We start from the raw sequence: 24,625 nt of genomic DNA, 5'->3' as shown, positions 1-24,625 counted from the left end.
TGCGCAAGGCGCACCCTACAGAACTCGCCGGTTGCAACAAGAGGCTCCAGTATGCGCATCTCCACCATCCAGACGTTCAACAACGGCGTACAGGGCATTCAGCGCAACTACGCCAATGCCACCCGTACCCAGGAGCAGATCAGCACCGGCAACCGCATCCTCACCCCGGCGGACGACCCGGTCGCCTCGGTGCGCCTGCTGCAACTGGAGCAGCAACAGAATGTGCTGACCCAGTACAAGGACAACCTCACTGCGGCGAAGAACAGCCTGAGTCAGGAAGAAGTCACCCTCAACTCGGTCAACACCGTGTTGCAGCGCGTGCGCGAACTGGCGGTGCAGGCCGGTAATGGTGTGCTCAGCACCGCCGATCGCCAGTCCATCGCCGCGGAATTGGGCGAACGAGAAAACGAACTGTTCGGCCTGATGAACACCCGCAATGCCCGCGGCGAATACCTGTTCGCCGGGTTTCAGGGCAAGACCCAGCCCTTCGTGCGCGAGGGCGATGGCAGCTACAGCTATCAGGGCGATGAGGGCCAGCGCAAATTACAGGTGGCCAGTTCGCTGGATCTGGCGATCAGCGACAGCGGCAAGAAGATCTTCCAGAGCGTCACCAATGCCGGGCGTCTGGATGCGGTGCTCGACGCTTCACTGGCGCCCGGTTCCACCCTCGGTGTGTCCGCACTGCTGGTGCAGGACGAAGTGGCCTTCTCCGGTAGTCCGGTATTCCCCGATACGGGCGTCGAAATCCGCTTCGATCCGACAGATCCGCACCGCTACGAGGTCTACGGCATTCCTGCTGCCGCCGTGCTCGCCAGTGGGCGTATGGACGCTGACGTTGCAACCAGCGACCAGTTGGTTTTTCGCGGTGTGGCCATGCAATTCGACGGTGTGCCCGTGGGTGGTGAAAGCATCCAGATCACCGCCGATCCTACTCGGCAGAAGCAGGGCATCCTCGACACCATCGCCAATCTACGCACCAGCCTGGAAAGCCCGGCAGCGGGCTCGCAGGTGCGTGATGCGGTGGCTGTGGCCTTGACCAACCTCGATCACGGCATGAGCACGGTCGACAGCGTGCGCGGCGAAATCGGCGCACGCCTGAATATCATCGACTCGACCCAGACTGATAACGAAGACGTCGCGCTGGTCAACAATTCCGTGCAGGCCGACTTGCGCGAACTGGACTACGCCGAAGCGCTGTCGCGGCTGTCCTTTCAGTCCATTGTTCTGGAAGCAGCGCAGCAGAGTTATGTGAAGATCAGCAGTCTCAACCTGTTCAGCCAGTTGCGCTGACGATTCGTATCGCTGTGCCCACCTATCGCTGCGCTCAGGCGTGAGTGGCGGGCTTGATAAGGCTTTCCGCTGGAATGCCGAACATGGCGTGCAGCTTCCAGATCATCGGTAGCGTGAGCGCGCGCTTGCCGTTCAGCACCTCGTAAACACGATTGGTTCTGCCGATGGCAGGGGCCAGGTCGGCTGCTGTCAGGCCGGATTGCTCCATGCGAAATTTGATCGCATCGATGGGGTTTGGCAGGTCAACGGGGAAGTGCCTGGCTTCATAGGCTTCGATGAGGGTGATCATCACCTCGAAGCTGTCGCCTTCGGCGGTGCCTGGCTCTGGCTGGTTATCAAATAGAGCGGACACGTCCTTGAGGGCTTCCCGGTAGTCGTTGTTTGTACGAATCGGGCGAATATTCATGGCGGTTACTCCATTTCTACTGTGTTGGCATCAATGGCGTCGTACTGCCGATGTGTTCCGACGAACTTGATGTAAATGGCGCCGAAACGGTAGGCGACAGCAGTCACCAGCCGATAGTCGTTACCCTTGATGTTGAAAACGACCCTGCGGCTTTTGAGAATGCTCGCGCTACGGAACTGCTCCTTTATTTCAGTCGGGCTGGACCAGTTGGCCTTCCTGGCCTCATCTATCCACGCCAGCAAGGGCTGTTCAGCGTCCGGGTATTGCTCCCAGAAGGCTTTCAGATGGCTGATGGCGATAATTCTCATGGGTGAACTTTAGTCCCGTGCTGGGACTTGTGCAAGTGCTCGCCGTAGGCTGTGCCCATGATTTATCGGACTGCCGTGGGAGGGCGGGCGGCGTTCCGTTTTAGCCGCGATGGGCCTTGAAGGCGCTGAAAGCATCGCGACCGTAGCAGACCCGTAGGATGGGTTAGCCGCCACAGCCCTCCGATCAAGCCAGCGTTGTGCGTGCGGCGTAACCCATCATCTGCGGCGTAACGGCTGACGCCATGTTGGGTTACGCGGCGGTTGAGGGCTGGGCTTGGTTCAGGATAAGCGTCCGCCGCTAACCCAACCTACGGGTCTAAAACCGCCGAAAACCCGGCAAAATATCCAGATAGCACCCCTGCTTGAGCTAAGCGCTTGTTGCCCATCAAGAAAAAACTTTCGCTGAATATGGCAAAAAGCCCCTAAAGCATCCCGGCTTAGCGCCGATAAAGATTACGAATGCGAAGTAACTGGGGTGCCTGAGCCAGGCAACCGCCCAAGCGCTCGCAACGCCCAGCTACCTTTAAGTACCAGCCCATTGGAGGCAAACACCATGGCCCTTACCGTCAATACCAACATTGCGTCGCTCAACACCCAGCGCAACCTGAACGGCTCTTCCAATGCGTTGGCTACCACCATGCAGCGCCTGTCCACTGGTTCGCGCATCAACAGCGCCAAGGACGACGCCGCTGGCCTGCAGATTTCCAACCGCATGACCAGCCAGATCAACGGCCTGGGCGTCGCGGTGCGCAACGCCAACGACGGCATCTCCCTGGCGCAAACCGCGGAAGGTGCTCTGCAGCAGTCGACCAACATCCTCCAGCGCATGCGTGACCTGTCCCTGCAATCGGCCAACGGCACCAACGATGCTACCGACCGCAAGGCGCTGCAAAAAGAAGTCAGCACCCTGCAGTCCGAACTCAACCGTATCGCCGATACCACCACCTTCGGTGGCCGTAAGGTACTGGACGGCTCCATGGCCAACGTGGACTTCCAGGTGGGCGCCAATGCGCGTGAAACCATTGGTGTATCGATCAAGGCTTCGAGCGCCAAGGATATCGGCTCCTATACCATCAAGTCGTCCGGTACTGTCACTGGCAGCGCTGTCGCAGCGGCAGCTGCCCCGCCAGTGTCAGGTTTGCCAGCTATTGCCGCAGGCGCTTTGGTGATCACCGGTCCAGAAGGGCAAAAAGGCACCGCTACAGCCGTTGCTGTTAACGGATCTGCTCGGGATATTGCAGCCGCCATCAATGGGGTTACTACCGATACGGGTGTCAGTGCAACCGCGACAACCAAAACTGAGTTGAGCGGGTTGGCAGAGACCGGCGTGGTCGGCTTCACTCTTAAGGGGTCGAATGCGACGGCAGTCAATATTGAAGCCACCATTTCCGATGCGACTGACCTTACCTCCTTGGCTAATGTGATCAATGCGCAGTCCTCTGCGACCGGCATCACGGCTGATGCAAGCAAGGGTGATGGCAAGCTGACTCTGACCAGCAAGGATGGCTACAACATTGAGATTGGCAACTTCCTGGTCGATAACGATGGTGCTGGTGAAAATACGACTGATGACATCGTAACGGTCACTGCTTTTGATGAAACGGGTGCTGCTGATACTGCTAACGCCATAACTCTGAATGAGGCTGGTGGTACCACTGCTTTTGACTCTACAACCGTAGTCGGCAACTTCAGCATGTCGGCCCTCGGCGGTTTCAGTGTAACGGGCTCGGCTACTACTTATATTGATGCTGCCGATGTCAACTCCAAGCAATCTGCCGTCAGCGCAATCGATATTTCCACTGTTGATGGTGCACAGGATGCGATTTCGGTCATCGACGGCGCCCTGGCGCAGATCGACGAAGTACGCTCCGGTCTGGGTGCTGCGCAAAACCGCTTCGACAACACCATCAGCAACCTGCAGAGCGTTCAGGAAAACGTCTCCGCCGCCCGTGGCCGTATCCAGGACACCGACTACGCCGCTGAAACCGCGAATCTGAGCAAGAACCAGATTCTGCAACAGGCCGGCACCGCGATCCTGGCCCAAGCCAATCAGTTGCCGCAGGCGGTTCTCAGCCTCCTCGGTTAAACTGACCGGCAAGGTCTGCAATAGGCTGCGGGGGAAAGTGCTTGGCACTTTCCCCCGCTTTGCCGTTGAGAGGTGATGAGATGGATATTGCACTTGGTAATGCATTGCCGGTTGCCGCGCCTACTAAAGGGCGTCTGGAGTCTTTGCCGCCAGTTACAGAGCAGGCGACAGCAGGGCAGGAACCGGCGTCAGTAACGACACCCGTTGAAGCCGAAGGCCAGGCGGATCGTGAATCGCTGGAGCAGGCAGTGTCGAGCATCAAGGATTTTGTGCAAACCATTCGCCGTGATCTGAATTTCAGCCTGGATGACTCCAGTGGTCGAGTTGTGATCAAGGTGACGGACAGCGCTTCCGGGGATGTCATTCGTCAGATGCCGACTGAAGAAGCGCTGCGGCTGGCCGAAAGCCTGGATGAGGTACGCAGTTTGTTGTTCAAGGCCGAGGCATGATTTTTCCGCGTTGCGGCATGTTTCTTGATTGAGTTTCGGTCTTTGGTAGCAAGCGTCAACTCCATGACGAGGTGATCAGCATGGCGGGTATAACGGGTATTGGCTCTGGAATGAATATCGACAGCGTCGTCGGTGCTATGGTCAGTGCGGAAAAGGCCCCAAAAGAGGCGCAACTGGCACGCCTGGAAAAGGCCACGACGACCAAGTTTTCTGCCTTGGGGCAGCTCAAGGGGGCCTTGAGCGAATTCCGGACCGCCATGAAGGATCTCAACAGCCTGGCGCTATTCGAGAAACGCACAGCCACTTCATCCAATACCAGCGTGCTCAGCGCATCCGCCGAAAAAACGGCATTGGCCGGCACCTACCAGCTTGCTGTGCAGGCGTTGGCTACCAGCAGTCGCGTCGCGACCGCTGCCGTTCCCTCTGCCTACTCGGCTGCGGAAGATGGCGTGCTGACGGTCAAGCTGGGGGCCGCTGATACCGCCGGTGTCGACGTGGAAATCGCTGCCGGCGACACCCTCGAGCAGGTGCGCGACAAGCTCAATACCGCCCTCAAAGAAAAAGGCATTAGTGCCAATATCGTCAATAACCCGGCTGATGGCGGCACTTCACGTTTGGTGTTGAGCGCCAAGGAAACGGGTGCTGACAAAGACATCATGATCAGCAGTGATACTTTGACGGAATTGGCCGTCGATGGCAGCGTCGCTGCGACCACTCTTGGTGGTGCTGGCTATCTGGGTTCCCCGGCTCAGGATGCGGAGTTCACTATCGATGGTCTGACGCAAACCAGTGCCAGCAACAGTGTTGCGGGTGTCATCCCGGGCGTAACGTTCAGCTTGTTGAGTGAGAGCGAGCCGGGCAAGACCCTGACTTTGTCCGTTGGACAGGACGCCGGTGGCGTGACGGCCAATATCAATAAGTTTGTCAGTGCCTACAACAAACTGATCGCTACCACTAACGAGTTGACCAAGGTTACTTCGGTCGGTGATGGCAATGCGCCAATTGCTGGGGGATTGGTGGGTGACGCTACCGTGCGTGCTTTGCTTGCCGGTGTGCGCAACGAGTTGGTGAACCCCTCGGATCAGGATGGTGTTCGTGCATTGACTGATTTGGGTATCACGACCCAAAAAGACGGCACCCTGAAAGTCGACAGTGGCAAGCTTAGCAAGGCACTTGAAGAGAACTTTGACGCTGTTGGTACTTTTTTCACTGGCGATAACGGCTTGATGAGCCGTGTTGATAAGCGTGTCGATGGTTATATTCAAACCGGCGGCGTGCTTGAGTCGCGTATGGCGGGTTTGCAATCGACAATTACGGATATTGATAAGCAGAGGGAAAACCTCACGCGCCGCGTTGAGCAGATGCAGACCCGTTTATATTCCCAGTTCAACGCAATGGACTCCTTGGTAGCCCAATTGTCCAACACCAGTAGTTGGTTGACGAGTGCCCTTGAGAATCTGCCCGGTGTAGTGAGAAAGGATAAATAGATAGTGAACAAGCCAATCGACACGTACAAAGCCGTTAAAGTCAGCCAGGAAGTCAGCCCTTACCGCGCCGTGCAATTGTTGCTCGATGGCGCGCTGGAGCGTATTTCTCTGGCGTTACACGCCCAGCAACAAGGTAGTCCCGATGTGCGGGGCGAAGCCGTGGGCAGCACCCTGTCCATCATCGGCATTCTCCAGGGCAGCCTGGACAAGCAGCTGGGTGGCGAGTTGGCGGAAAATCTGGATTCGTTGTACGACTACATGACCCGTCGCCTGGCCGGCGTGGCGCTGGACAAGACGCCGCAGAGCCTGGAAGAGGTGCAGGGTTTGCTGGAGCAGATACGTGATGCCTGGGTCGCCATCGGCCCTGAGGTCGAGCCAGTAGCATCCTGAGGTCAGGGGCGCTTTATAGCAGCCCCACCTATCCTGCGGCTCCTTGCATCTTGCTATTCGTTATTTAAATCAATCAGTTGCATTATCTCCACAGAGCTCCTAAAGCTGCCGCCGGCACTGCCGATACATGAAGTATTCCCGCACTACATTGGAGTACATTCAGCATGAACGCGATGGCAGCAATGCGGCAGTATCAAAGCGTCAATACCCAGGCCCAGGCCGTGGATGCCAGCCCTCATCGGTTGATCCAGATGTTGATGGAAGGCGGTCTGACCCGTATCGCCCAGGCGCGTGGCGCCATGGAGCGTCAGCAGACGGCGATGAAGGGCGAACTGATCGGCAAGGCCATCGGCATCATCGGAGGTCTGCGTGAAGGCCTGGATCTGCAGCGGGGGGGCGAGTTGGCGGCCAACCTCGATAGCCTGTACCAGTACATGGTTTCCCGTCTGCTCGAAGCCAATGTGAAGAATGACGCCGCGCCGCTCGATGAAGTGGCAGGGCTGTTGCGTAATGTGAAGTCCGGCTGGGACGCGATCGGCCAGTGATGCTGTCTGACGTTTTAAGGAGCACGTTCATGAGTTCATCTGTCCAGCGTCTGGAAAGGACCGGAAGCGCCTTGCGCGATGCCCTGGCCGCACAGGATTGGGCGGCCATCGGCGAACTGGATCTGCAGTGTCGCCAGGCGGTTGACGAAGCCATGGTCGAGTCCGTGCAGGACGAAGACGTGCTGCGCGCGCGCATGCAGGAGTTGCTGGATCTGTATCGCGAGCTGGTCGATGTCTGTCAGTCGGAGCAGCGGCGCCTGGCCGGCGAGCTGATGCAGTTGAACCAGGCCCAGCAAGGGGCCAAGGTCTATCAGTTGTTCGGTTGATGGGTTAGCGGTTAGCCGATCTGCAGCAACCCACAATCCGTAGGGTGTCACTCGCCGCAGGCAGTGCACCATGGCTCATCGGCGCGGCACAAAATCCGGCGGGCTGTCGCTTCGCTCCGAGGCCGCCCTACCGGATCGCCGTCCGGACCGTCCGACCGATTGTGTTGTCACGCTGCGTGTACGCTTCTTTTCCTTATCACGACTGTTCTTGTTTTCCCCTTCTTGCAAACAATCGCTTAGGCAATTGGTCGTGAAAATCAAAAAAAGCACGCCATAAAATTGACTATGCTCGGAAAATTGACTTTACTAGCGGCCAATTGCCAGCGCAGTTGTCGTGTTCGACGAAGTGCGCTTCCGTTCGCTCCCAGGATCAGATCAAACATATGTGGCGTGAAACGAAAATTCTGCTGATTGACGATGACAGTGAGCGACGTCGTGATTTGACGGTGATCCTGAATTTCCTGGGCGAAGATCACCTCGCGTGTGGTAGTCATGACTGGCGGGATGCGGTCGCCCAATTGGCTTCCAGTCGCGATGTGCTCAGCGTATTGCTCGGTGATGTGCAGGCCAGGGGCGGGGTCCTGGAGATCCTCAAGCAGGTTGCTGCCTGGGACGAGTTTCTGCCGATTCTGCTGATCGACGAGCATGCGGCTGCGGAGTGGCCGGAAGAGTTGCGCCGCCGCGTGCTGGCGACCCTGGAAATGCCGCTCAGCTACAACAAGCTGCTCGATTCCCTGCACCGCGCCCAGGTCTACCGCGAGATGTACGACCAGGCGCGCGAGCGCGGTCGCCAGCGCGAGCCGAATCTGTTCCGCAGCCTGGTCGGTACCAGCCGCGCCATTCAGCAGGTGCGGCAGATGATGCAGCAGGTGGCCGATACCGAGGCCAGCGTGCTGATCCTCGGCGAGTCGGGCACCGGTAAAGAGGTGGTGGCGCGCAATCTGCACTATCACTCCAAGCGGCGCGAGGCGCCTTTCGTGCCGATCAACTGTGGCGCGATTCCCGCGGAGTTGCTGGAAAGCGAACTGTTCGGCCATGAGAAGGGCGCCTTTACCGGCGCGATCACCAGCCGCGCCGGGCGTTTCGAGTTGGCCAACGGCGGTACCTTGTTTCTCGATGAAATCGGCGACATGCCGCTGTCGATGCAGGTCAAACTGCTGCGGGTGCTGCAAGAGCGCACCTACGAGCGGGTCGGCAGCAACAAGACGCAGAGTGCCGACGTGCGCATCATCGCGGCGACCCACAAGAATCTGGAAGAAATGATCGAGGCGGGCAGCTTTCGCGAGGATCTCTACTACCGGCTCAATGTATTCCCCATCGAAATGGCGCCGCTGCGCGAGCGTATCGAAGATATTCCCCTGTTGATGAACGAACTGATCTCGCGCATGGAGCACGAGAAGCGTGGCTCGATCCGTTTCAACTCGGCGGCGATCATGTCGTTGTGCCGCCACGACTGGGCGGGCAATGTGCGTGAGCTGGCCAATCTGGTCGAGCGCATGGCGATCATGCACCCCTATGGAGTGATCGGCGTGGGTGAGCTGCCGAAGAAGTTCCGCCACGTCGACGATGAGGACGAAGAGTTGACCACCAGCCTGCGCGAAGAGCTGGAGGAACGCTCGGCCATCATCGCCGGGCTGCCGGGGGTCAATACGCCAGCCATGCTGCCGGCCGAAGGCCTGGATCTGAAAGATTATCTGGGCAGCCTCGAGCAGGGCTTGATCCAGCAGGCGCTCGATGACGCCAGCGGCGTGGTGGCCCGGGCGGCAGAGCGCTTGCGCATTCGTCGCACCACCCTGGTCGAGAAAATGCGCAAGTACGGCATGAGCCGGCGCGACGACGAGGTGCTGGAAGACTGATGCCGTAGGGCGTCAGCCGTTACGAGTCTTGCTGTCGCGCCGATCAAGCGCCGTCCGTAGGTTGGGTTAGCGGCGGGCACCTATCATGAATCAAATGCAGCCTTGAACCGCCGCGTAACCCAACATGGGGCAGCCGGCATGTCGCATCTGATGGGTTACGCCGCATTCAAAACGCTGTCTTGATCGAAGCGCCGTGGCGGCTAACCCATCCTACGGGTCTGTTACAGCCGCGCTGTTTTCAGCGCCTTCAAGGCCAATCGCGGCCAAAGCCCCTCCCACTAGTGTCACGACAGGCTTCAAATGTCGCAAACCTGTAGGAGCACGCCATGCGTGCGAATCGCCGGCATGGCCGGCTCCTACAAGCCGATGCATGGGACTCCACAACAAATGATCTGTGACGCGACACTAGAGTCTGGCGCTGAACCGACATTCCAAGGTTGTAGCGACACTCGCCGACGGTCGCCGAGTCAGGGTCTTGGCGCCACTGCATTCCATTCAGCCGGGGCTTTGACGTATTTGCCTGTCTTGTTTTTCAAGCCATTGAAAAACAAGAAATTATTTTTAGGCACGGGTATTGCTAACTCTCTGCTAACTGACTGTCTTATGACGGCTCGCCAGGCGAGAGAGAATGATGAAGCCCAACGCCCAACCTGCCCAAAGTGCTGAACTCGAACCTGCGGTTCCTCAGGAGCTGACCAGCCGCGCCAGCCTGGAGCAGGCCTTTGCCCGCTTCAGCCAGATGTCGACTCAGTTCAGTGAGTCCTACAGCATGCTGGAGGACAGGGTCGCCGAGTTGAAGGGGCAGTTGGCCCTGATCAGCGCCCAGCGCATGCAGGAACTGGCCGAGAAGGAGCGCCTGGCCCAGCGTCTGCAGAGTCTGCTGGATCTGCTGCCGGGTGGGGTGATCGTCATCGACGGGCAGGGCGTGGTGCGTGAGGCCAATCCGGTGGCGTGCAATCTGCTCGGTCTGCCGCTGCTCGGCATGCTCTGGCGGCAGATCATTGCGCGCAACTTCGCCCCGCGTGAGGACGATGGTCACGAAATTTCCCTGAAAGACGGTCGGCGCCTGTCGATTGCCACCCGCTCGTTGCAAGGCGAGCCGGGCCAGCTGGTGTTGCTCACCGACCTGACGGAAACCCGGCGCCTGCAGGATCAGCTGGCGCGGCATGAGCGCTTGTCCGCGCTGGGCCGCATGGTCGCCTCCCTGGCTCATCAGATTCGCACTCCGCTGTCGGCCGCGTTGCTCTATGCCAGCCATCTGACCGAGCAGGTGTTGCCGGTCGAGCAGCAGCAGCGCTTCGCCGGGCGCTTGAAGGAGCGTCTGCATGAGCTGGAGCACCAGGTGCGCGACATGCTGGTCTTCGCCCGTGGCGACCTGCCGCTGCCGGATCGGCTGACGCCCAAGGCGGTGTTCGAGGCCCTGCAGGCGGCGGCCGAGCCCCATGTGCGTGGCATGAGTGTGCGCTGGCAATGCGACAGCCGTGACGGCGAGTTGCTGTGCAACCGCGACACCCTGGTCGGCAGCGTGCTCAACCTGATCGAGAACGCGATCCAGGCCGCCGGGCGCGAGGCGCGCCTGAAGATTCATCTGTATCAGCGTGGCAACAGCCTGCGCCTGTGTATCAGCGACAGCGGTCCGGGTATCGACAGCGTCACCCTGGCGCGCCTGGGCGAACCCTTCTTTACCACCAAGACCACAGGTACCGGCCTCGGCCTGGCCGTGGTCAAGGCCGTGGCGCGCGCCCATCAGGGCGAATTGCAGGTGCGTTCGCGGATTGCGCGCGGTACCTGCGCCCTATTGACTTTGCCGTTGCTTCCCGCGGCACAACCCTTGATTCAGGAGTAATCCCCATGGCTGCCAAAGTTCTGCTGGTCGAAGACGACCGCGCCCTGCGCGAAGCCCTGGCCGATACCCTGGCGCTCGGCGGTCACGACTACCGGGTGGTGGATTGCGCCGAGGCGGCACTCGCGGCTTTGGCGCAGGAACCCTTCGGCCTGGTGATCAGTGACGTGAACATGCCAGGCATGGATGGCCACCAGCTGTTGGCCCTGATCCGCCAGCGCCAGCCGCAACTGCCGGTGTTGCTGATGACCGCCTTTGCCGCGGTCGAGCGTGCGGTGGATGCGATACGCCAGGGGGCGGCGGATTATCTGGTCAAGCCGTTCGAGCCGAAAACCCTGCTGGCGCTGGTCGATCGCCATGCCCTCGGGCGCATGCCGGCGACCGAGCAGGACGGCCCGGTGGCGCTGGAACCGGTCAGTGTGCAACTGCTCGAGCTGGCCACGCGGGTGGCGCAGAGCGATTCGACGGTGTTGATCACCGGCGAGTCCGGCACCGGTAAGGAGGTGCTGGCGCGTTTCATTCACCAGCAGTCGCCACGGGCGGCGAAGCCCTTCATCGCGATCAACTGCGCGGCGATTCCCGACAACATGCTCGAAGCCACGCTGTTCGGCCATGAGAAGGGCTCCTTCACCGGTGCCATCGCCAGCGCGCCGGGCAAGTTCGAGCTGGCCGAGGGCGGCACCATTCTGCTCGATGAAATTTCCGAAATGCCGCAAGGCTTGCAGGCCAAGCTGTTGCGCGTGCTGCAGGAGCGTGAGGTGGAGCGGGTGGGGGGGCGCAAGCCGATCAGCCTGGACATTCGCGTGCTGGCCACCAGTAACCGTGACCTGGCCGGCGAAGTGGCGGCGGGGCGCTTTCGCGAGGACCTCTACTATCGCCTGTCGGTCTTCCCGCTGGCCTGGCAGCCGTTGCGCGAGCGCCCGGCCGACATCCTGCCGTTGGCCGAGCGACTGCTGGCCAAGCACGTCAAAAAAATGAATCACGCGCCTGTTCGTCTGTCGCCGCAGGCGCAACAGAGCCTGGTGACGCATGCCTGGCCGGGTAACGTGCGTGAGCTGGATAACGCCATTCAGCGTGCGTTGATCCTGCAGCAGGGTGGCCTGATCCAGCCGCAGGATCTGTGCCTGACGGCCGCTGCTGGCAGTCTCGCGGCTGCGGCAAAACCGTACCTGACGATGGTGCCGGCGAGTGCCCCGGTGGCGCCGGAAGCCGTTCCGGTCGAGGCGGGTGCCTTGGGCGAAGACCTGCGCCGGCATGAGTTTCAGATGATCATCGATATCCTGCGCGCCGAGCGCGGGCGGCGCAAGGAAGCCGCCGAGCGCCTGGGCATCAGCCCGCGCACCCTGCGCTACAAGCTGGCGCAGATGCGCGATGCCGGCATGGATGTGGAGGCTTATCTGTTTGCCAGCTAGTGTCACGACAGGGTCCAAATGTCGCAAACCTGTAGGAGCACGCCATGCGTGCGAATCGCCGGCATGGCCGGCTCCTACAACTCGATGGCTAACGGCGTCCACGACAAATGATCTGTGACGCGACACTAGCGCTGGCAGCGGCAAGTGGTAAGCAAGAGCCAAAGCCGGCCCGTAGCCAGCTCGCCAGGGTGGACTCAGGAGCGCAGCGAACAGTCCACTATCATCCCGCCCCACCATCCCAGCCAGCGACACCACAACGGCGTATTGCTTCGCGAGTACGCCCTACGGTCTGACCCGATGTTGGCAGCTTTTAGCTTACCGCTTGGAGTTGCATCTTCTAGCTGCCTCTACCTGGCACCCTTGTTGCAATACTTCTGCTACGAGCCGCGTAGTGTCAAAAAACCGCGGCCAGTGGAGGAAGGTCATGAGCCAGGGTATTCAATTCAATCGCTTGATGCTGGAAATGCGTTCCATGCAGACCGAGGCGATGGCGCGGCAGAAACCGGTCGCCAGTGCTCCGGAAGTCGGTGCGCCGAGCTTCTCGGACATGCTCGGCCAGGCGGTGAACAAGGTCAACGAAACCCAGCAGGCCTCCAATCAACTGGCCACTGCCTTTGAAATGGGCAAGAGCGGGGTGGACTTGAGCGATGTGATGATCGCCTCGCAGAAAGCCAGCGTCTCCATGCAGGCCATGACCCAGGTGCGCAACAAGCTGGTTCAGGCGTATCAAGACATCATGCAGATGCCGGTTTAAGGGAAGGTTCTAGATCATGGCCGACGCACTCGCCAGCAACATTCCTGCCACCACTGCCGGCAATGACTCGGGCAAGCCGCTGTTCGGCCTGGCGTTTCTGGAAAATCTCTCGGATATGTCGATGCTGCGCCAGATCGGCCTGCTGGTCGGCCTGGCCGCCAGCGTGGCGATTGGTTTTGCCGTGGTGCTCTGGTCGCAGCAGCCGGATTACCGTCCGTTGTATGGCAGCCTGGAGGGGATGGACGCTTCCCAGGTCATGCAAACCCTGGCGGCTGCCGACATCAGCTATACCGTCGAACCGAATTCGGGTGCCCTGTTGGTCAAGGCCGATGACCTGGCGCGGGCCCGCATGCGCCTGGCCGCCGCTGGCGTGGCGCCGAGCGATAACAGCATAGGCTTCGAGATTCTCGACAAGGAACAAGGCCTCGGCACCAGCCAGTTCATGGAAGCCACCCGCTATCGTCGGGGCCTGGAAGGCGAGTTGGCGCGCACCGTGTCCAGCCTCAACAACGTCAAGGCCGCGCGGGTGCACCTGGCCATTCCGAAGAGCTCGGTGTTCGTGCGTGACGAGCGCAAGCCCAGCGCCTCGGTGCTGGTCGAGTTGTATTCGGGGCGCGCCCTGGAGCCGAGTCAGGTGATGGCCATCATCAATCTGGTGGCCACCAGCGTGCCCGAGCTGGACAAGTCGCAGGTCACGGTGGTCGACCAGAAAGGCAACCTGTTGTCCGACCAGCAGGAAATGTCCGAGCTGAGCATGGCCGGCAAGCAGTTCGACTACAGCCGGCGCATGGAGAGCATGCTCACCCAGCGCGTGCACAATATTCTGCAGCCGGTGCTCGGTGCCGGGCGCTACAAGGCCGAAGTGTCGGCCGATGTCGACTTCAGCGCGGTCGAGTCCACCTCGGAAATGTTCAACCCGGATCAGCCGGCGTTGCGCAGCGAACAACAGGTCAACGAACAACGCAGCAGCGGCGGCCAGGCACCGCTGGGCATCCCGGGCGCCCTGAGCAATCAGCCGCCGGGCGCCGCCGGCGCACCCGAGCAGGCCGCTGGTGGAGCCGCCGCGGGCGGGGCGATTGCCGCGGGTCAGCCGCTGGTGGACGTCAACGGTCAGCAGGTCATGGACCCCGTCACCGGCCAGCCGATGCTGGCGCCGTTCCCGGCGGACAAGCGCGAGCAATCGACGCGCAATTTCGAACTGGATCGCTCGATCAGCTACACCAAGCAGCAGCAGGGCCGTCTGCGCCGGCTGTCGGTGGCGGTGGTGGTCGACGATCAGTTCAAGGTCGATGCGGCCACCGGCGAAACCAGCCGCGTGCCATGGACCACTGACGAACTGGCGCGCTTCACCCGCCTGGTGCAGGACTCGGTTGGCTTCGACGCCAGCCGCGGCGACAGCGTCAGCGTGATCAATACGCCGTTCTCCGCGGTTCTGGGCGAAGAAATCATCGAGATTCCCTTCTACACCCAGCCCTGGTTCTGGGATGTGGTCAAGCAGGTGCTCGGTGTGCTGTTCATTCTGGTGTTGGTGTTCGGCGTACTGCGCCCGGTGCTGAACAACATCACCGGCGGCGGTAAAGGCCGGGGACTGACGGCTGGCGGCCGCCATGGCGATGTCGAGCTGGGTGAGATGGGTGGCCTGAATGGCGAGCTGTCCGATGACCGGGTCAGCATCGGCGGCCCGCAAAGCATCCTCCTGCCGAGCCCTAGCGAGGGGTATGATGCGCAGCTCAATGCAATCAAGAGCCTGGTGGCGGAAGATCCGGGCCGCGTCGCCCAGGTGGTGAAAGAGTGGATCAACGCCGATGAGTGAGAACCGTACAGACGCGAAGTTGAGCAAGGTCGAGAAGGCCGCGATCCTCCTGCTGTCGCTCGGTGAAACCGATGCCGCGCAGGTGCTGCGCCACCTCGGGCCGAAGGAAGTGCAGCGGGTCGGGGTGGCCATGGCCGGCATGCGCAACGTACACCGCGAGAAGGTCGAACAGGTGATGGGCGAATTCGTCGACATCGTCGGCGACCAGACCAGCCTGGGCGTGGGCGCCGACGGCTATATCCGCAAGATGCTGACCCAGGCCCTGGGCGAGGACAAGGCCGGCAACCTGATCGACCGCATCCTGCTCGGCGGCAGCACCAGCGGCCTGGACAGCCTGAAGTGGATGGAGCCGCGCGCGGTGGCCGACGTGATCCGCTACGAGCATCCGCAGATCCAGGCGATCGTGGTGGCCTACCTCGACCCCGACCAGGCCGGTGAAGTGCTCGGCCATTTCGATCACAAGGTGCGCCTGGATATCGTCCTGCGCGTATCCTCGTTGAATACCGTGCAGCCGGCGGCGCTCAAGGAGCTCAACCAGATTCTCGAGAAGCAATTCTCCGGCAGCTCCAACAGCACCCGCGCCAGCATGGGCGGGGTCAAGCGGGCGGCCGACATCATGAACTTCCTCGACAGCTCGATCGAGGGCCAACTGATGGACTCGATCCGCGAGGTCGACGAAGATCTGTCGTCGCAGATCGAAGACCTGATGTTCGTTTTCGACAACCTCGCCGAGGTCGACGACCGCGGGATCCAGGCGCTGCTGCGCGAGGTCTCCTCCGATGTGCTGGTGCTGGCGCTCAAGGGCGCGGACGAGGCGATCAAGGAGAAGGTGTTCAAGAACATGTCCAAGCGCGCGGCCGAGTTGCTGCGCGACGACCTGGAAGCCAAGGGGCCGGTGCGGGTCAGCGACGTGGAAACGGCGCAGAAGGAAATTCTCACCATTGCCCGGCGCATGGCCGAAGCCGGGGAAATCGTCCTCGGTGGCAAGGGTGGCGAAGAGATGGTTTAACCGGAGAGGATCGGCATGGCCCCCAAGGAAGCGCCCAGCGAGTTGATTCGCGCCCAGGACATCAGCGTCATCGACCGCTGGGCATTGCCCAACTTCGACCCGCAGGTCGAGGGTGCCGATCCTGATCCGGCAAGCGCGGCCGACGCCGCCGAAGCCGAGTGCGCCGAGGCGGGGCCGGCCGAATCCGAGGAAGTGGCCCTGGAGGACGTCAAGCCCTTGACGCTGGACGAGCTTGAGGCGATTCGCCAGGACGCCTACAACGAAGGCTTCAGCACCGGCGAGAAGGACGGCTATCACAGCGGTCAGCTGAAAGCCAGGCAGGAAGCCGATGCCGCGCTGGCCAGCAAGCTGCTCGCCGTCGAGCGGTTGATGCAGCAGCTGTTCGAGCCGATTGCCGAGCAGGACCAGCAGCTGGAGGTGGCGCTGGTCAATCTGGTCAGCCACATGGCCCGCGAGGTGATCCAGCGCGAACTGAGCAGCGACTCCAGCCAGATTCGTCAGGTCTTGCGCGAAGCCCTCAAGTTGCTGCCGATGGGCGCCGGCAACGTGCGTATCCAGCTCAACCCGCAAGACTTCGAGATGGTCAAGGCCCTGCGCGAGCGGCATGAGGAAAGCTGGCGGATCGTCGAAGACGACGCACTGCTGCCCGGCGGTTGCCGGGTCGAGACGGAGCACAGCCGCATCGATGCGAGTATCGAAACCCGTCTCGCCCAGGCGCTCAAGCAGCTGTTCGAGCAACAGCGCGAGCAGGCCACGCACCCGCTTGCGGCGGATATTCGCCTCGATCTGGACGTGGGGGAGCCGCCGCATGCGTCTTGAACGCACCAGCTTCGCCAAGCGTCTGGCCGGTTACCGCGATGTGCTGCAGGTGCCCAGCCAGCCGGTGGTCGAGGGGCGTCTGCAGCGCATGGTCGGCCTGACCCTGGAAGCCGAAGGCTTGCGTGCCGCCCTTGGCAGTCGCTGCCTGGTGATCAACGACGACAGCTATCACCCGGTGCAGGTCGAGGCCGAGGTGATGGGCTTTTCCAACGGCAAGAGCTACCTGATGCCGGTCGGCAGCCTGGCCGGCATCGCGCCAGGGGCGCGGGTGGTGCCGATCCCTGACAGCGGGCGTTTGCCGATGGGCAAGTCGATGCTCGGTCGGGTGCTGGACGGCACCGGGCGGGCGCTGGACGGCAAGGGTGGGATGAAGGCCGAAGACTGGGTGCCGATGGATGGGCCGACGATCAATCCGCTGAAACGCCACCCGATCAGTCAGCCGCTGGATGTTGGCATCCGCAGCATCAACGGCCTGCTCACGGTCGGGCGCGGCCAGCGCATCGGTCTGTTCGCCGGCACCGGGGTCGGCAAGAGCGTGCTGCTGGGCATGATGACGCGCTTTACCGAGGCCGACATCATCGTGGTCGGCCTGATCGGCGAGCGGGGCCGTGAGGTCAAGGAATTCATCGACGAGATCCTCGGCGCCGAAGGCATCAAGCGTTCGGTGGTGGTCGCCTCGCCGGCGGACGATGCGCCGCTGATGCGTCTGCGCGCGGCGATGTATTGCACGCGCATCGCCGAATACTTTCGCGACAAGGGCAAGAACGTCCTGTTGCTGATGGACTCGCTGACCCGCTTCGCCCAGGCCCAGCGCGAGATCGCCCTGGCCATCGGCGAGCCGCCGGCGACCAAGGGTTATCCGCCGTCGGTGTTCGCCAAGCTGCCCAAACTGGTCGAGCGCGCCGGTAATGCCGAGGAGGGCGGTGGCTCGATCACGGCGTTCTACACGGTCTTGAGCGAAGGCGACGATCAGCAGGATCCGATTGCCGACGCCGCACGCGGCGTGCTCGACGGCCATATAGTGCTGTCGCGGCGCCTGGCCGAGGAGGGCCACTACCCGGCCATCGACATCGAAGCCTCGATCAGCCGGGTCATGCCGCAAGTGGTAACGCGCGAGCACCAGCGCAGCGCGCAACGCTTCAAGCAGCTGTGGGCCCGTTATCAGCAGAGCCGCGACCTGATCAGCGTCGGCGCCTATGTGCCCGGTGGCGATGCCGACACCGACCTGGCTATCGCACGGCAGCCGGCGATGGTCGAATACCTGCGCCAGAGCCTGGGCGAGAGTGAAAGCCTGGAACGCAGCCGTGCGCAGCTGATGGCGACCTTCACCCCCAGCGCCGCGCCGGGGGGCTAAGTGTCGAGCAGTCGCGCCGCACGCCTGGCGCCGGTTATCGAGATGGCCGAGCGCGCCGAACGCGAGGCCGTCATGCAGCTCGGCCACTGCCAGGGCTTGCTGAACCAGGCGCGGGTCAAGCTGGGTGAGCTGGAACAATACCGCGGCGATTATCAGCAGCAGTGGATCAGCGAAGGCCAACGCGGGGTTTCCGGGCAATGGCTGATGAACTACCAGCGTTTTCTTTCCCAGTTGGAAACCGCCATTGGCCAACAGCGCCAGACCGTGGCCTGGCATGGCCACAACCTGGACAAGGTGCGCGGGATCTGGCAGCAGCGCTACGCGCGCCTGGAAGGCCTGCGCAAGCTGGTGCAGCGCTATCGGGAGGAGGCCCGCCTGAGCGCGGACAAACGCGAGCAAAAACTCCTCGACGAGTTGGCACAACGCATACACCGGGGCGATTCCGCTTGATTGCCTGTTGCCGCTTACGCCGGCGAGTGCTACATCTTGATCACACGGATTGTGCCTCCAGATTGGTTCGGCTGCGATAAGCCTGGTCTGGGGTGTGATCGACTGTCCTGCTCGAGTAAGGAGTTCTGTATGGCCATCACCTCGCTGCCTTCGCCTGATGGGCAAGAGTTGACCATTGTGATTCAGGGACGTTTCGACTTCGGCGCGCACCAGGAATTTCGCGACGCCTACGAGCGCGTCAATTGCAGCCCCAAGCGCTATGTAGTGGACCTCAAGGGCACCACCTATCTCGACAGTTCGGCGCTGGGCATGTTGCTGTTGTTGCGCGATCACGCCGGCGGCGATCACGCGCAAATCCGCTTGCTCAACTGCAACCCGGACGTGCGCAAGATCCTCGCCATCTCCAACTTCGAACAGTTGTTCCAGATCACCTAGGTCCGAGTCATGCCTGCGCGCCTGTCGATTCTGATCGCCGAGGACAACGCGGCCGACCGCATGCTGTTGTCGACCATCGTCAGCCGTCAGGGCCATCGCAGCCTGACCGCCAGCAATGGTCTGGAGGCGGTTGCCCTGTTCGAGCAGGAGCGTCCGCAACTGGTCTTGATGGATGCGCTGATGCCGCTCATGGATGGCTTCGAGGCGGCGCGGCGGATCAAGCGGATGGCCGGCGAGGAGCTGGTGCCGATCATCTTCCTGACCTCGCTGACCGAAGGCGAGGCGCTGGTACGTTGCCTGGAGGCGGGCGGCGACGACTTTCTCGCCAAACCCTACAACCGGGTGATCCTTGAAGCCAAGATCAATGCCATGGATCGTCTGCGCCGCCTGCAGGATACCGTGTTGCAGCAGCGCGACCTGATCGCCCAGCACAACGAGTACCTGCTCAACGAACAGCGCGTGGCCAAGGCGGTGTTCGACAAGGTGGCGCATTCCGGTTGCCTCGCCGCGCCGAATATCCGCTACCTGCAATCTCCCTATGCCTTGTTCAACGGCGACCTGCTGCTCGCGGCGTTCAAGCCGTCCGGCGGCATGCATGTGCTGCTCGGCGACTTTACCGGCCATGGCCTGCCGGCGGCGATCGGCGCCATGCCGCTGGCCGAGGTGTTCTATGGCATGACCGCCAAGGGCTATTGCCTGACCGAGATCCTGCGCGAGATCAACGCCAAGCTCAAACGTATCCTGCCGCTGGGCGTGTTCTGTTGTGCCGCCCTGCTCAATTTCAGCTTCCAGCGCCGGGTCGTGGAAGTGTGGAACGGCGGTTTGCCGGATGGTTATCTGTTACGCGCCGACGGCGCCGAGCGGGTGCCCCTGGTGTCGCGGCATCTGCCGTTGGGGGTATTGGAGCCGGCAGCATTCAACGACCGCTACGAGGTCTTCCCGCTGCAGTTGGGCGACCGGGTTTTCCTGCTGTCCGATGGCGTACTGGAAGCCTGCAACCAGCAGGGTGAGCTGTTCGGCGAGAGGCGCCTGCAGCGGGTGTTTTCCGCCAATCGACAGCCGGCGCAGTTGTTCGCGGAGATCCAGCAGGCGCTGCTGAACTTTCGCGGCGAACTGCAAGACGATGTCAGCCTGGTCGAAGTCAGCATGGTCGAGGAGGGCAGCCTGAATCGTGGGCCATTGGTCTTCACCGGCAGCGGCCAGAACAGCCCGCTGGATTGGTCGGCGAGTTTCGAGTTTCGCGGCGAAACCCTGCGCCGCTTCAATCCGCTGCCGTTCCTGTTGCAGTTGCTGCTCGAGGTCGAGGGCTTGCGTCCCCAGGGCGGCGCGCTCTACAGCGTGCTCGCCGAGCTTTACTCGAATGCCCTGGAGCACGGGGTGTTGGGCCTGGATTCGAGTTTGAAACGCGATGCCGAAGGTTTCGCCGAGTATTACCTGCAGCGCAGCACCCGCCTGGCCGAGTTACGCGAGGGTTATGTGCGTTTTCATCTGCACCTGGTTCCCGAGGCTGCCGGCGGGCGCTTGATCGTGCGGGTCGAAGACAGCGGCTCGGGTTTCGATGGGCAGGCGATTGTAGAGCAACAACTGCGCGTTGACCGCCTGTGTGGCCGCGGCCTGGCGCTGGTTCGGCAGTTGAGCGAGCGCTGTACCTGGCCGGAGGATGGGCAGGGGGTCAGCGTGGAGTTTTCCTGGTCGGCTGGGGCATAATTCCGCGCCTGATGATCAGGGAGCGAGCCGATGTCAGCTATTCATCTCGATAGCGCCGTACTGGCCGCGTTGCAGGATGTCATGGGGGATGAGTATCCGCTGTTGCTGGATACCTACCTGGCGGATTCCGAAGAGCGCCTGCGCCTGTTGCGCCAGGCCCTGCACGAGGCCGACGCGCAGAGCCTGCGCCTGGCGGCGCACAGCTTCAAAGGCAGTTGCAGCAACATGGGCGCGCCCATGCTCACTGCCTTGTGCAAGCAACTGGAAGAAGTCGGTCGACGCGAGTCGCTGGCCGAGGCGCCCGAGCTGATCGAGCGGATCGAACGCGAATTCGCCATCGTGCGCATTCTGTTCAAAGCCGAGCGCCAGCGTTATCGGCGATGAAAGGGAGCTGGATCGGTCAGGGTTGGCGGCGGTGCTGGCCTGATTGGCGGTGCACGATCCCCATTCCCCTGGCTTGCCAGCAACTTGGCCCGGCCTTTGCTAAATCCATGGCACAACCCCATTTGAATGGAGAATGCCCATGGCCGTCGCCTCCGATCCGCTCCTCCGGTCGGCACCGCAAATAAAGCCGCAAACCGCTGCCGGCAAAGCACCGGAAAGACCGGCCGAGCCCCACAAGAACGAGGCTTCCAGTTTTGCCCAGGTGTATGCCAAGGAGCGTCAGGCGAAAGCAGCGGAGCGCAGCGATGCATCTGCCAAGCCCAATCGCGAAGCGAAATCCGCGACCCGGGATGCGCAGAGCGCGCAAGCGCCAGAGCCTGCGACTGTCGCGCAGCCGCCGGAGTTTGCCGATAGCGGCAAGCTTTTGCCGAGCGATGCCGACGATCCGGCCCTCGATCCGTTGCTGGCCTTGGGCCTGCTCGCTCAGCAGCCATTCAACGGCGAGGCGGCAGACCTCGATCTGGCGCTCGCCGGCGAGGCGCAGCCGCCGATGACGACCGCACTGCCGGGAGCCTGGCCGCCGCCACAGTTGCCGACGGCCAATGCCGATCCCGAGTCGGATGGGCTGGCGCAGCTGCCGGCGGTACAGATGGCCCTGGAGCTGGGTGCCAAAGCCAAGGTCGCCGTGGCCGAGCAGGGGGCGCCAGGCGCTGTGGTGACGCAAACGGCGCAGGGTGCCGGGCAGAGCTTTGCCAGCGCCATCGCGGCCATGGGCGCTCAGCAGGCGGAGCCCGAGGTCGACTTGCCGGCGCTCGAGCTGAGCACGCAGGGTCTGGAGGCGCTCAAGGAAAGCGCCGCGGACAATCGGCCGGAAAACTTCGTCGCCAAGCTCAGTGCGCTGAGTCAGGCCGTTGCTCAGCAGACCGCGCAAGCTCCGCGCGCCGGGCTGATGGCCGGCCAGCCGGTGCCCATGCAGCAGGCCGGTTGGGGCGAGGCCGTGGTGGATCGGGTGATGCTGCTCTCCAGCCAGAACCTCAAGTCCGCCGAGATCCAGCTCGATCCGGCCGAACTGGGGCGCCTGGAAGTGCGCATCAGCGTCAATCAGGAGCAGACCCAGGTGACCTTCGCCAGCGCCAACTCCGGGGTGCGTGACGCCCTCGAGGGACAGATGCACCGTCTGCGCGAGATGTTCACCCAGCAGGGCATGAATCTGCTCGATGTGAATGTTTCCGATCAGTCGCTCAACCGTGGCTGGCAGGGGCAGGGCGGCGATGGCAAGGGGCGTGGCGATACGGGCGCTGAGTTGCTGGGCGGGGTTGACGAGGAGCTTGCGCCGCTCGCTGTGGAACTCAAGGGCAACCGGTCCGGCAGCGGGCGCGGCATGGTCGACTATTACGCTTGACCAGGTGCGCGGCAAGCGTCGCGCCCGAACAACTGGCCGATGGGTATCGCTGCGCTCAACCGCATCCTACAAAAACGCTGCGGTCGCCAACCCGTAGGATGGTGTTGAGCGAAGCGATACCCATGCCGTGGCGTTGAGCGTGGCGATACCCATCACAACTGGGCGCCAGCCGACACAAGAATTTAGGTTGCAACGACTGCAGGCAGGCGGTCGGGCGGTGATCCGTCGATCGTCGCTGGGTATCGCTGCGCTCAAGCCTACGCGGCCCGCCGCATTCTACAACCCCCCCCCCTCTCCGAACGGATCGCCGTCCGCCCCCGCAATGGGGGCGGACGTGGCGTTTTCGGGTGACAGCAAGGGGCGAGACTGGTATACCCGCTGGCCATCGTTGAGTCGAAACGCAATTACCCAGGTTGGCGCGCTACTGGCTTGATGCTTCCCGCGCCGGGTGCCCGCCGAACTGCAGATATTCGCAAGCTGGCATAACACTTGCTCTCAACCCTTTGAACACGGATTGAACTCCGATTAGTGACGGATAATTGGCATGGCTAAGAAAGACGCGGCGCAGGCCCCGGCAAGCGCCGAGGCGAAACCGGCCGGTAAGTTGAAGCTCATCATCTTGATTGTCGTGGCCTTGCTCCTGGCTGTGGGGTTGTCGGTGGGCGGTACCTGGTTCTTCCTCAGCAAGGACGCGGCGAAGAGTGAAGTCGCGGCGGAACCCGTGGACCCTGCGCTGCCCGTCAAGCAAGCGGCGATCTACGAAGAGTTGGCGCCGGCGTTCGTGGTCAACTTCACCCACAACGGTCGGGCGCGCTACATGCAGGTCAGCGTGGCCTTGCTGGTGCGTGACCAGGTGGCGCTCGATGCGCTCAAGGTGCATATGCCGGTGCTGCGCAACCGTCTGGTGATGCTGTTCTCCGGCCAGGATTTCGAGGCATTGATCACCCCGGTGGGCAAGGAAATGCTGCGCCAGCAGGCCACGGCCAGCGTGCAGGAACTGGCGCAGCAGGAGACGGGCAAACTGACTGTCGAGCAGGTGCTGTTCACCAACCTGGTGTTGCAATAGGGCGTGTTCGGCGCCTGCGTGAACCGTCGTCCAAGACCCTAGAGGGGAGCTCTACATGGCTGTGCAAGACCTGCTTTCCCAGGATGAAATCGATGCGCTGCTGCACGGCGTCGATGACGGCCTGGTCGAGACCGAGGACGAGGCCGAACCGGGAAGCGTCAAGCAATATGACCTGACCAGTCAGGACCGCATCGTCCGTGGGCGCATGCCGACCCTGGAAATGATCAACGAGCGCTTCGCCCGCTACACCCGCATCAGCATGTTCAACCTGCTGCGGCGCTCGGCGGATGTGGCCGTCGGCGGTGTGCAGGTGATGAAGTTCGGCGAGTACGTGCATTCGCTGTATGTGCCGACCAGCCTCAATCTGGTCAAGATGAAGCCGCTGCGCGGCACCGGACTGTTCATCCTGGATGCCAAGCTGGTGTTCAAGCTGGTCGACAACTTTTTCGGTGGCGACGGTCGTCACGCCAAGATCGAAGGTCGTGAATTCACCCCCACCGAACTGCGCGTCGTGCGCATGGTGCTCGATCAGGCGTTCATCGACCTCAAGGAAGCCTGGAACGCGGTGCTGGACATCAACTTCGAGTACGTCAACTCGGAAGTCAATCCGGCCCTGGCCAACATCGTCAGCCCCAGCGAAGTGATAGTGGTGTCGACCTTTCATATCGAGCTGGACGGCGGTGGCGGCGACCTGCACATCACCATGCCCTATTCGATGATCGAACCGATCCGCGAGATGCTCGATGCCGGTTTCCAGTCCGACGTCGACGATCAGGACGAGCGCTGGATCAAGTCCCTGCGCGAAGACATCCTCGAGGTCAGCGTGCCGCTCGGCGCCACTGTGGCCAAGCGCCAGCTGAAACTACGCGACATCCTCCATATGCAGCCCGGCGATGTGATTCCGGTGGACATACCCGAGAACGTAATCATGCGTGCCAATGGCGTACCGGCCTTCAAGGTCAAGCTCGGCGCGCACAAGGGCAACCTGGCGCTGCAAGTGCTGGAACCCATCGACCGCCAGCGCTGACGGCTGT

Annotated in this window: 24 protein-coding genes; 22 read left to right on the top strand and 2 right to left on the bottom strand. The window is 62.0% G+C overall.

Translation table 11 applies throughout. The features are described 5' to 3' along the window. The first annotated feature begins 51 nt into the window (after window positions 1–51). Window positions 52–1,290 carry a flagellar hook-associated protein FlgL gene (gene flgL / locus BM315_RS01590; RefSeq protein ID WP_090497125.1) on the top strand — a complete coding sequence of 413 codons (1,239 nt, stop codon included), beginning with the start codon at window positions 52–54 and terminating at the stop codon, window positions 1,288–1,290. 34 nt (window positions 1,291–1,324) lie between these two features. On the opposite strand, the gene BM315_RS01585 is transcribed toward flgL, so the two are convergent. Both BM315_RS01585 and BM315_RS01580 read right to left on the bottom strand, forming a co-directional pair. Next, window positions 1,325–1,696, bottom strand: a complete 372-nt coding sequence (locus BM315_RS01585; RefSeq protein WP_090497123.1) for a helix-turn-helix domain-containing protein — start codon at window positions 1,694–1,696, stop codon at window positions 1,325–1,327. 5 nt (window positions 1,697–1,701) lie between these two features. Continuing rightward, complete coding sequence (locus tag BM315_RS01580; protein ID WP_090497121.1) at window positions 1,702–2,004, bottom strand: type II toxin-antitoxin system HigB family toxin; 303 nt, start codon at window positions 2,002–2,004, stop codon at window positions 1,702–1,704. Between the two features lie 553 nt (window positions 2,005–2,557). On the opposite strand from BM315_RS01580, the gene BM315_RS01575 reads away from it, so the two are divergent. From BM315_RS01575 to fliM, 21 genes are all read left to right on the top strand, one after another. Then, window positions 2,558–4,090, top strand: coding sequence for a flagellin (locus BM315_RS01575; RefSeq protein ID WP_090497119.1), 1,533 nt, complete (start codon window positions 2,558–2,560; stop codon window positions 4,088–4,090). An 80-nt stretch (window positions 4,091–4,170) separates the two neighbouring features. Beyond that, a complete protein-coding gene (locus BM315_RS01570; protein WP_090497117.1) occupies window positions 4,171–4,539 on the top strand; it encodes a flagellar protein FlaG in 369 nt (122 codons plus the stop codon). 80 nt (window positions 4,540–4,619) lie between these two features. After that, window positions 4,620–6,026: a flagellar filament capping protein FliD gene (gene fliD / locus BM315_RS01565; protein WP_090497115.1), complete on the top strand. Its 1,407-nt coding sequence runs from the start codon at window positions 4,620–4,622 to the stop codon at window positions 6,024–6,026. A 3-nt stretch (window positions 6,027–6,029) separates the two neighbouring features. Beyond that, window positions 6,030–6,416 carry a flagellar export chaperone FliS gene (fliS, locus tag BM315_RS01560; protein ID WP_090497113.1) on the top strand — a complete coding sequence of 129 codons (387 nt, stop codon included), beginning with the start codon at window positions 6,030–6,032 and terminating at the stop codon, window positions 6,414–6,416. A 164-nt stretch (window positions 6,417–6,580) separates the two neighbouring features. Continuing rightward, the gene (gene fliS / locus BM315_RS01555; RefSeq protein WP_090497111.1) at window positions 6,581–6,961 is read left to right on the top strand and encodes a flagellar export chaperone FliS; all 381 of its coding nucleotides are present in this window, start codon (window positions 6,581–6,583) and stop codon (window positions 6,959–6,961) included. 29 nt (window positions 6,962–6,990) lie between these two features. After that, complete coding sequence (gene fliT, locus BM315_RS01550) at window positions 6,991–7,287, top strand: flagellar protein FliT (protein ID WP_090497109.1); 297 nt, start codon at window positions 6,991–6,993, stop codon at window positions 7,285–7,287. A gap of 383 nt (window positions 7,288–7,670) precedes the next feature. Continuing rightward, window positions 7,671–9,143: a sigma-54-dependent transcriptional regulator gene (locus BM315_RS01545; protein WP_090497108.1), complete on the top strand. Its 1,473-nt coding sequence runs from the start codon at window positions 7,671–7,673 to the stop codon at window positions 9,141–9,143. Between the two features lie 631 nt (window positions 9,144–9,774). After that, the gene (locus BM315_RS01540) at window positions 9,775–10,989 is read left to right on the top strand and encodes a sensor histidine kinase (protein ID WP_090497482.1); all 1,215 of its coding nucleotides are present in this window, start codon (window positions 9,775–9,777) and stop codon (window positions 10,987–10,989) included. Between the two features lie 5 nt (window positions 10,990–10,994). Beyond that, the gene (locus BM315_RS01535) at window positions 10,995–12,398 is read left to right on the top strand and encodes a sigma-54-dependent transcriptional regulator (RefSeq protein ID WP_090497106.1); all 1,404 of its coding nucleotides are present in this window, start codon (window positions 10,995–10,997) and stop codon (window positions 12,396–12,398) included. 424 nt (window positions 12,399–12,822) lie between these two features. Then, the gene (fliE, locus tag BM315_RS01530) at window positions 12,823–13,152 is read left to right on the top strand and encodes a flagellar hook-basal body complex protein FliE (RefSeq protein ID WP_090497104.1); all 330 of its coding nucleotides are present in this window, start codon (window positions 12,823–12,825) and stop codon (window positions 13,150–13,152) included. Window positions 13,153–13,168: 16 nt separating this feature from the next. After that, window positions 13,169–14,965 carry a flagellar basal-body MS-ring/collar protein FliF gene (fliF, locus tag BM315_RS01525; RefSeq protein ID WP_090497102.1) on the top strand — a complete coding sequence of 599 codons (1,797 nt, stop codon included), beginning with the start codon at window positions 13,169–13,171 and terminating at the stop codon, window positions 14,963–14,965. Beyond that, a complete protein-coding gene (gene fliG / locus BM315_RS01520; protein ID WP_090497100.1) occupies window positions 14,958–15,974 on the top strand; it encodes a flagellar motor switch protein FliG in 1,017 nt (338 codons plus the stop codon). The genes fliF and fliG overlap by 8 nt, the downstream gene beginning before the upstream one ends. A 15-nt stretch (window positions 15,975–15,989) precedes the next feature. Continuing rightward, on the top strand, window positions 15,990–16,793 hold the full coding sequence (gene fliH, locus BM315_RS01515; protein ID WP_090497098.1) for a flagellar assembly protein FliH: 804 nt from the start codon (window positions 15,990–15,992) through the stop codon (window positions 16,791–16,793). After that, window positions 16,783–18,147, top strand: a complete 1,365-nt coding sequence (fliI, locus tag BM315_RS01510; protein WP_090497095.1) for a flagellar protein export ATPase FliI — start codon at window positions 16,783–16,785, stop codon at window positions 18,145–18,147. Before fliH ends, fliI begins: the two co-directional genes overlap by 11 nt. Beyond that, entirely contained in the window at window positions 18,148–18,597 is a 450-nt protein-coding gene (gene fliJ, locus BM315_RS01505) for a flagellar export protein FliJ (RefSeq protein ID WP_090497093.1), read from the top strand. A gap of 129 nt (window positions 18,598–18,726) precedes the next feature. After that, window positions 18,727–19,032, top strand: coding sequence for an STAS domain-containing protein (locus BM315_RS01500; RefSeq protein WP_090497091.1), 306 nt, complete (start codon window positions 18,727–18,729; stop codon window positions 19,030–19,032). Between the two features lie 9 nt (window positions 19,033–19,041). Then, a complete protein-coding gene (locus BM315_RS01495) occupies window positions 19,042–20,739 on the top strand; it encodes a fused response regulator/phosphatase (RefSeq protein WP_090497089.1) in 1,698 nt (565 codons plus the stop codon). A 30-nt stretch (window positions 20,740–20,769) separates the two neighbouring features. Beyond that, window positions 20,770–21,123 (top strand): Hpt domain-containing protein, encoded by a 354-nt coding sequence (locus BM315_RS01490; protein WP_090497087.1) that lies wholly within the window; start codon window positions 20,770–20,772, stop codon window positions 21,121–21,123. 139 nt (window positions 21,124–21,262) lie between these two features. After that, window positions 21,263–22,525 carry a flagellar hook-length control protein FliK gene (locus BM315_RS01485; protein WP_090497085.1) on the top strand — a complete coding sequence of 421 codons (1,263 nt, stop codon included), beginning with the start codon at window positions 21,263–21,265 and terminating at the stop codon, window positions 22,523–22,525. A 544-nt stretch (window positions 22,526–23,069) separates the two neighbouring features. Further along, complete coding sequence (gene fliL / locus BM315_RS01480; RefSeq protein WP_090497083.1) at window positions 23,070–23,591, top strand: flagellar basal body-associated protein FliL; 522 nt, start codon at window positions 23,070–23,072, stop codon at window positions 23,589–23,591. A 55-nt stretch (window positions 23,592–23,646) separates the two neighbouring features. Then, on the top strand, window positions 23,647–24,618 hold the full coding sequence (gene fliM, locus BM315_RS01475; protein WP_090497081.1) for a flagellar motor switch protein FliM: 972 nt from the start codon (window positions 23,647–23,649) through the stop codon (window positions 24,616–24,618). The last annotated feature ends 7 nt before the right edge of the window (window positions 24,619–24,625 follow it).

Source organism: Pseudomonas borbori (assembly GCF_900115555.1).
Taxonomy (GTDB): Bacteria; Pseudomonadota; Gammaproteobacteria; order Pseudomonadales; family Pseudomonadaceae; genus Aquipseudomonas; species Aquipseudomonas borbori.
Note: the sequence above shows the minus strand (reverse complement) of the source record. Positions and strands in the feature narration are given on the sequence as shown.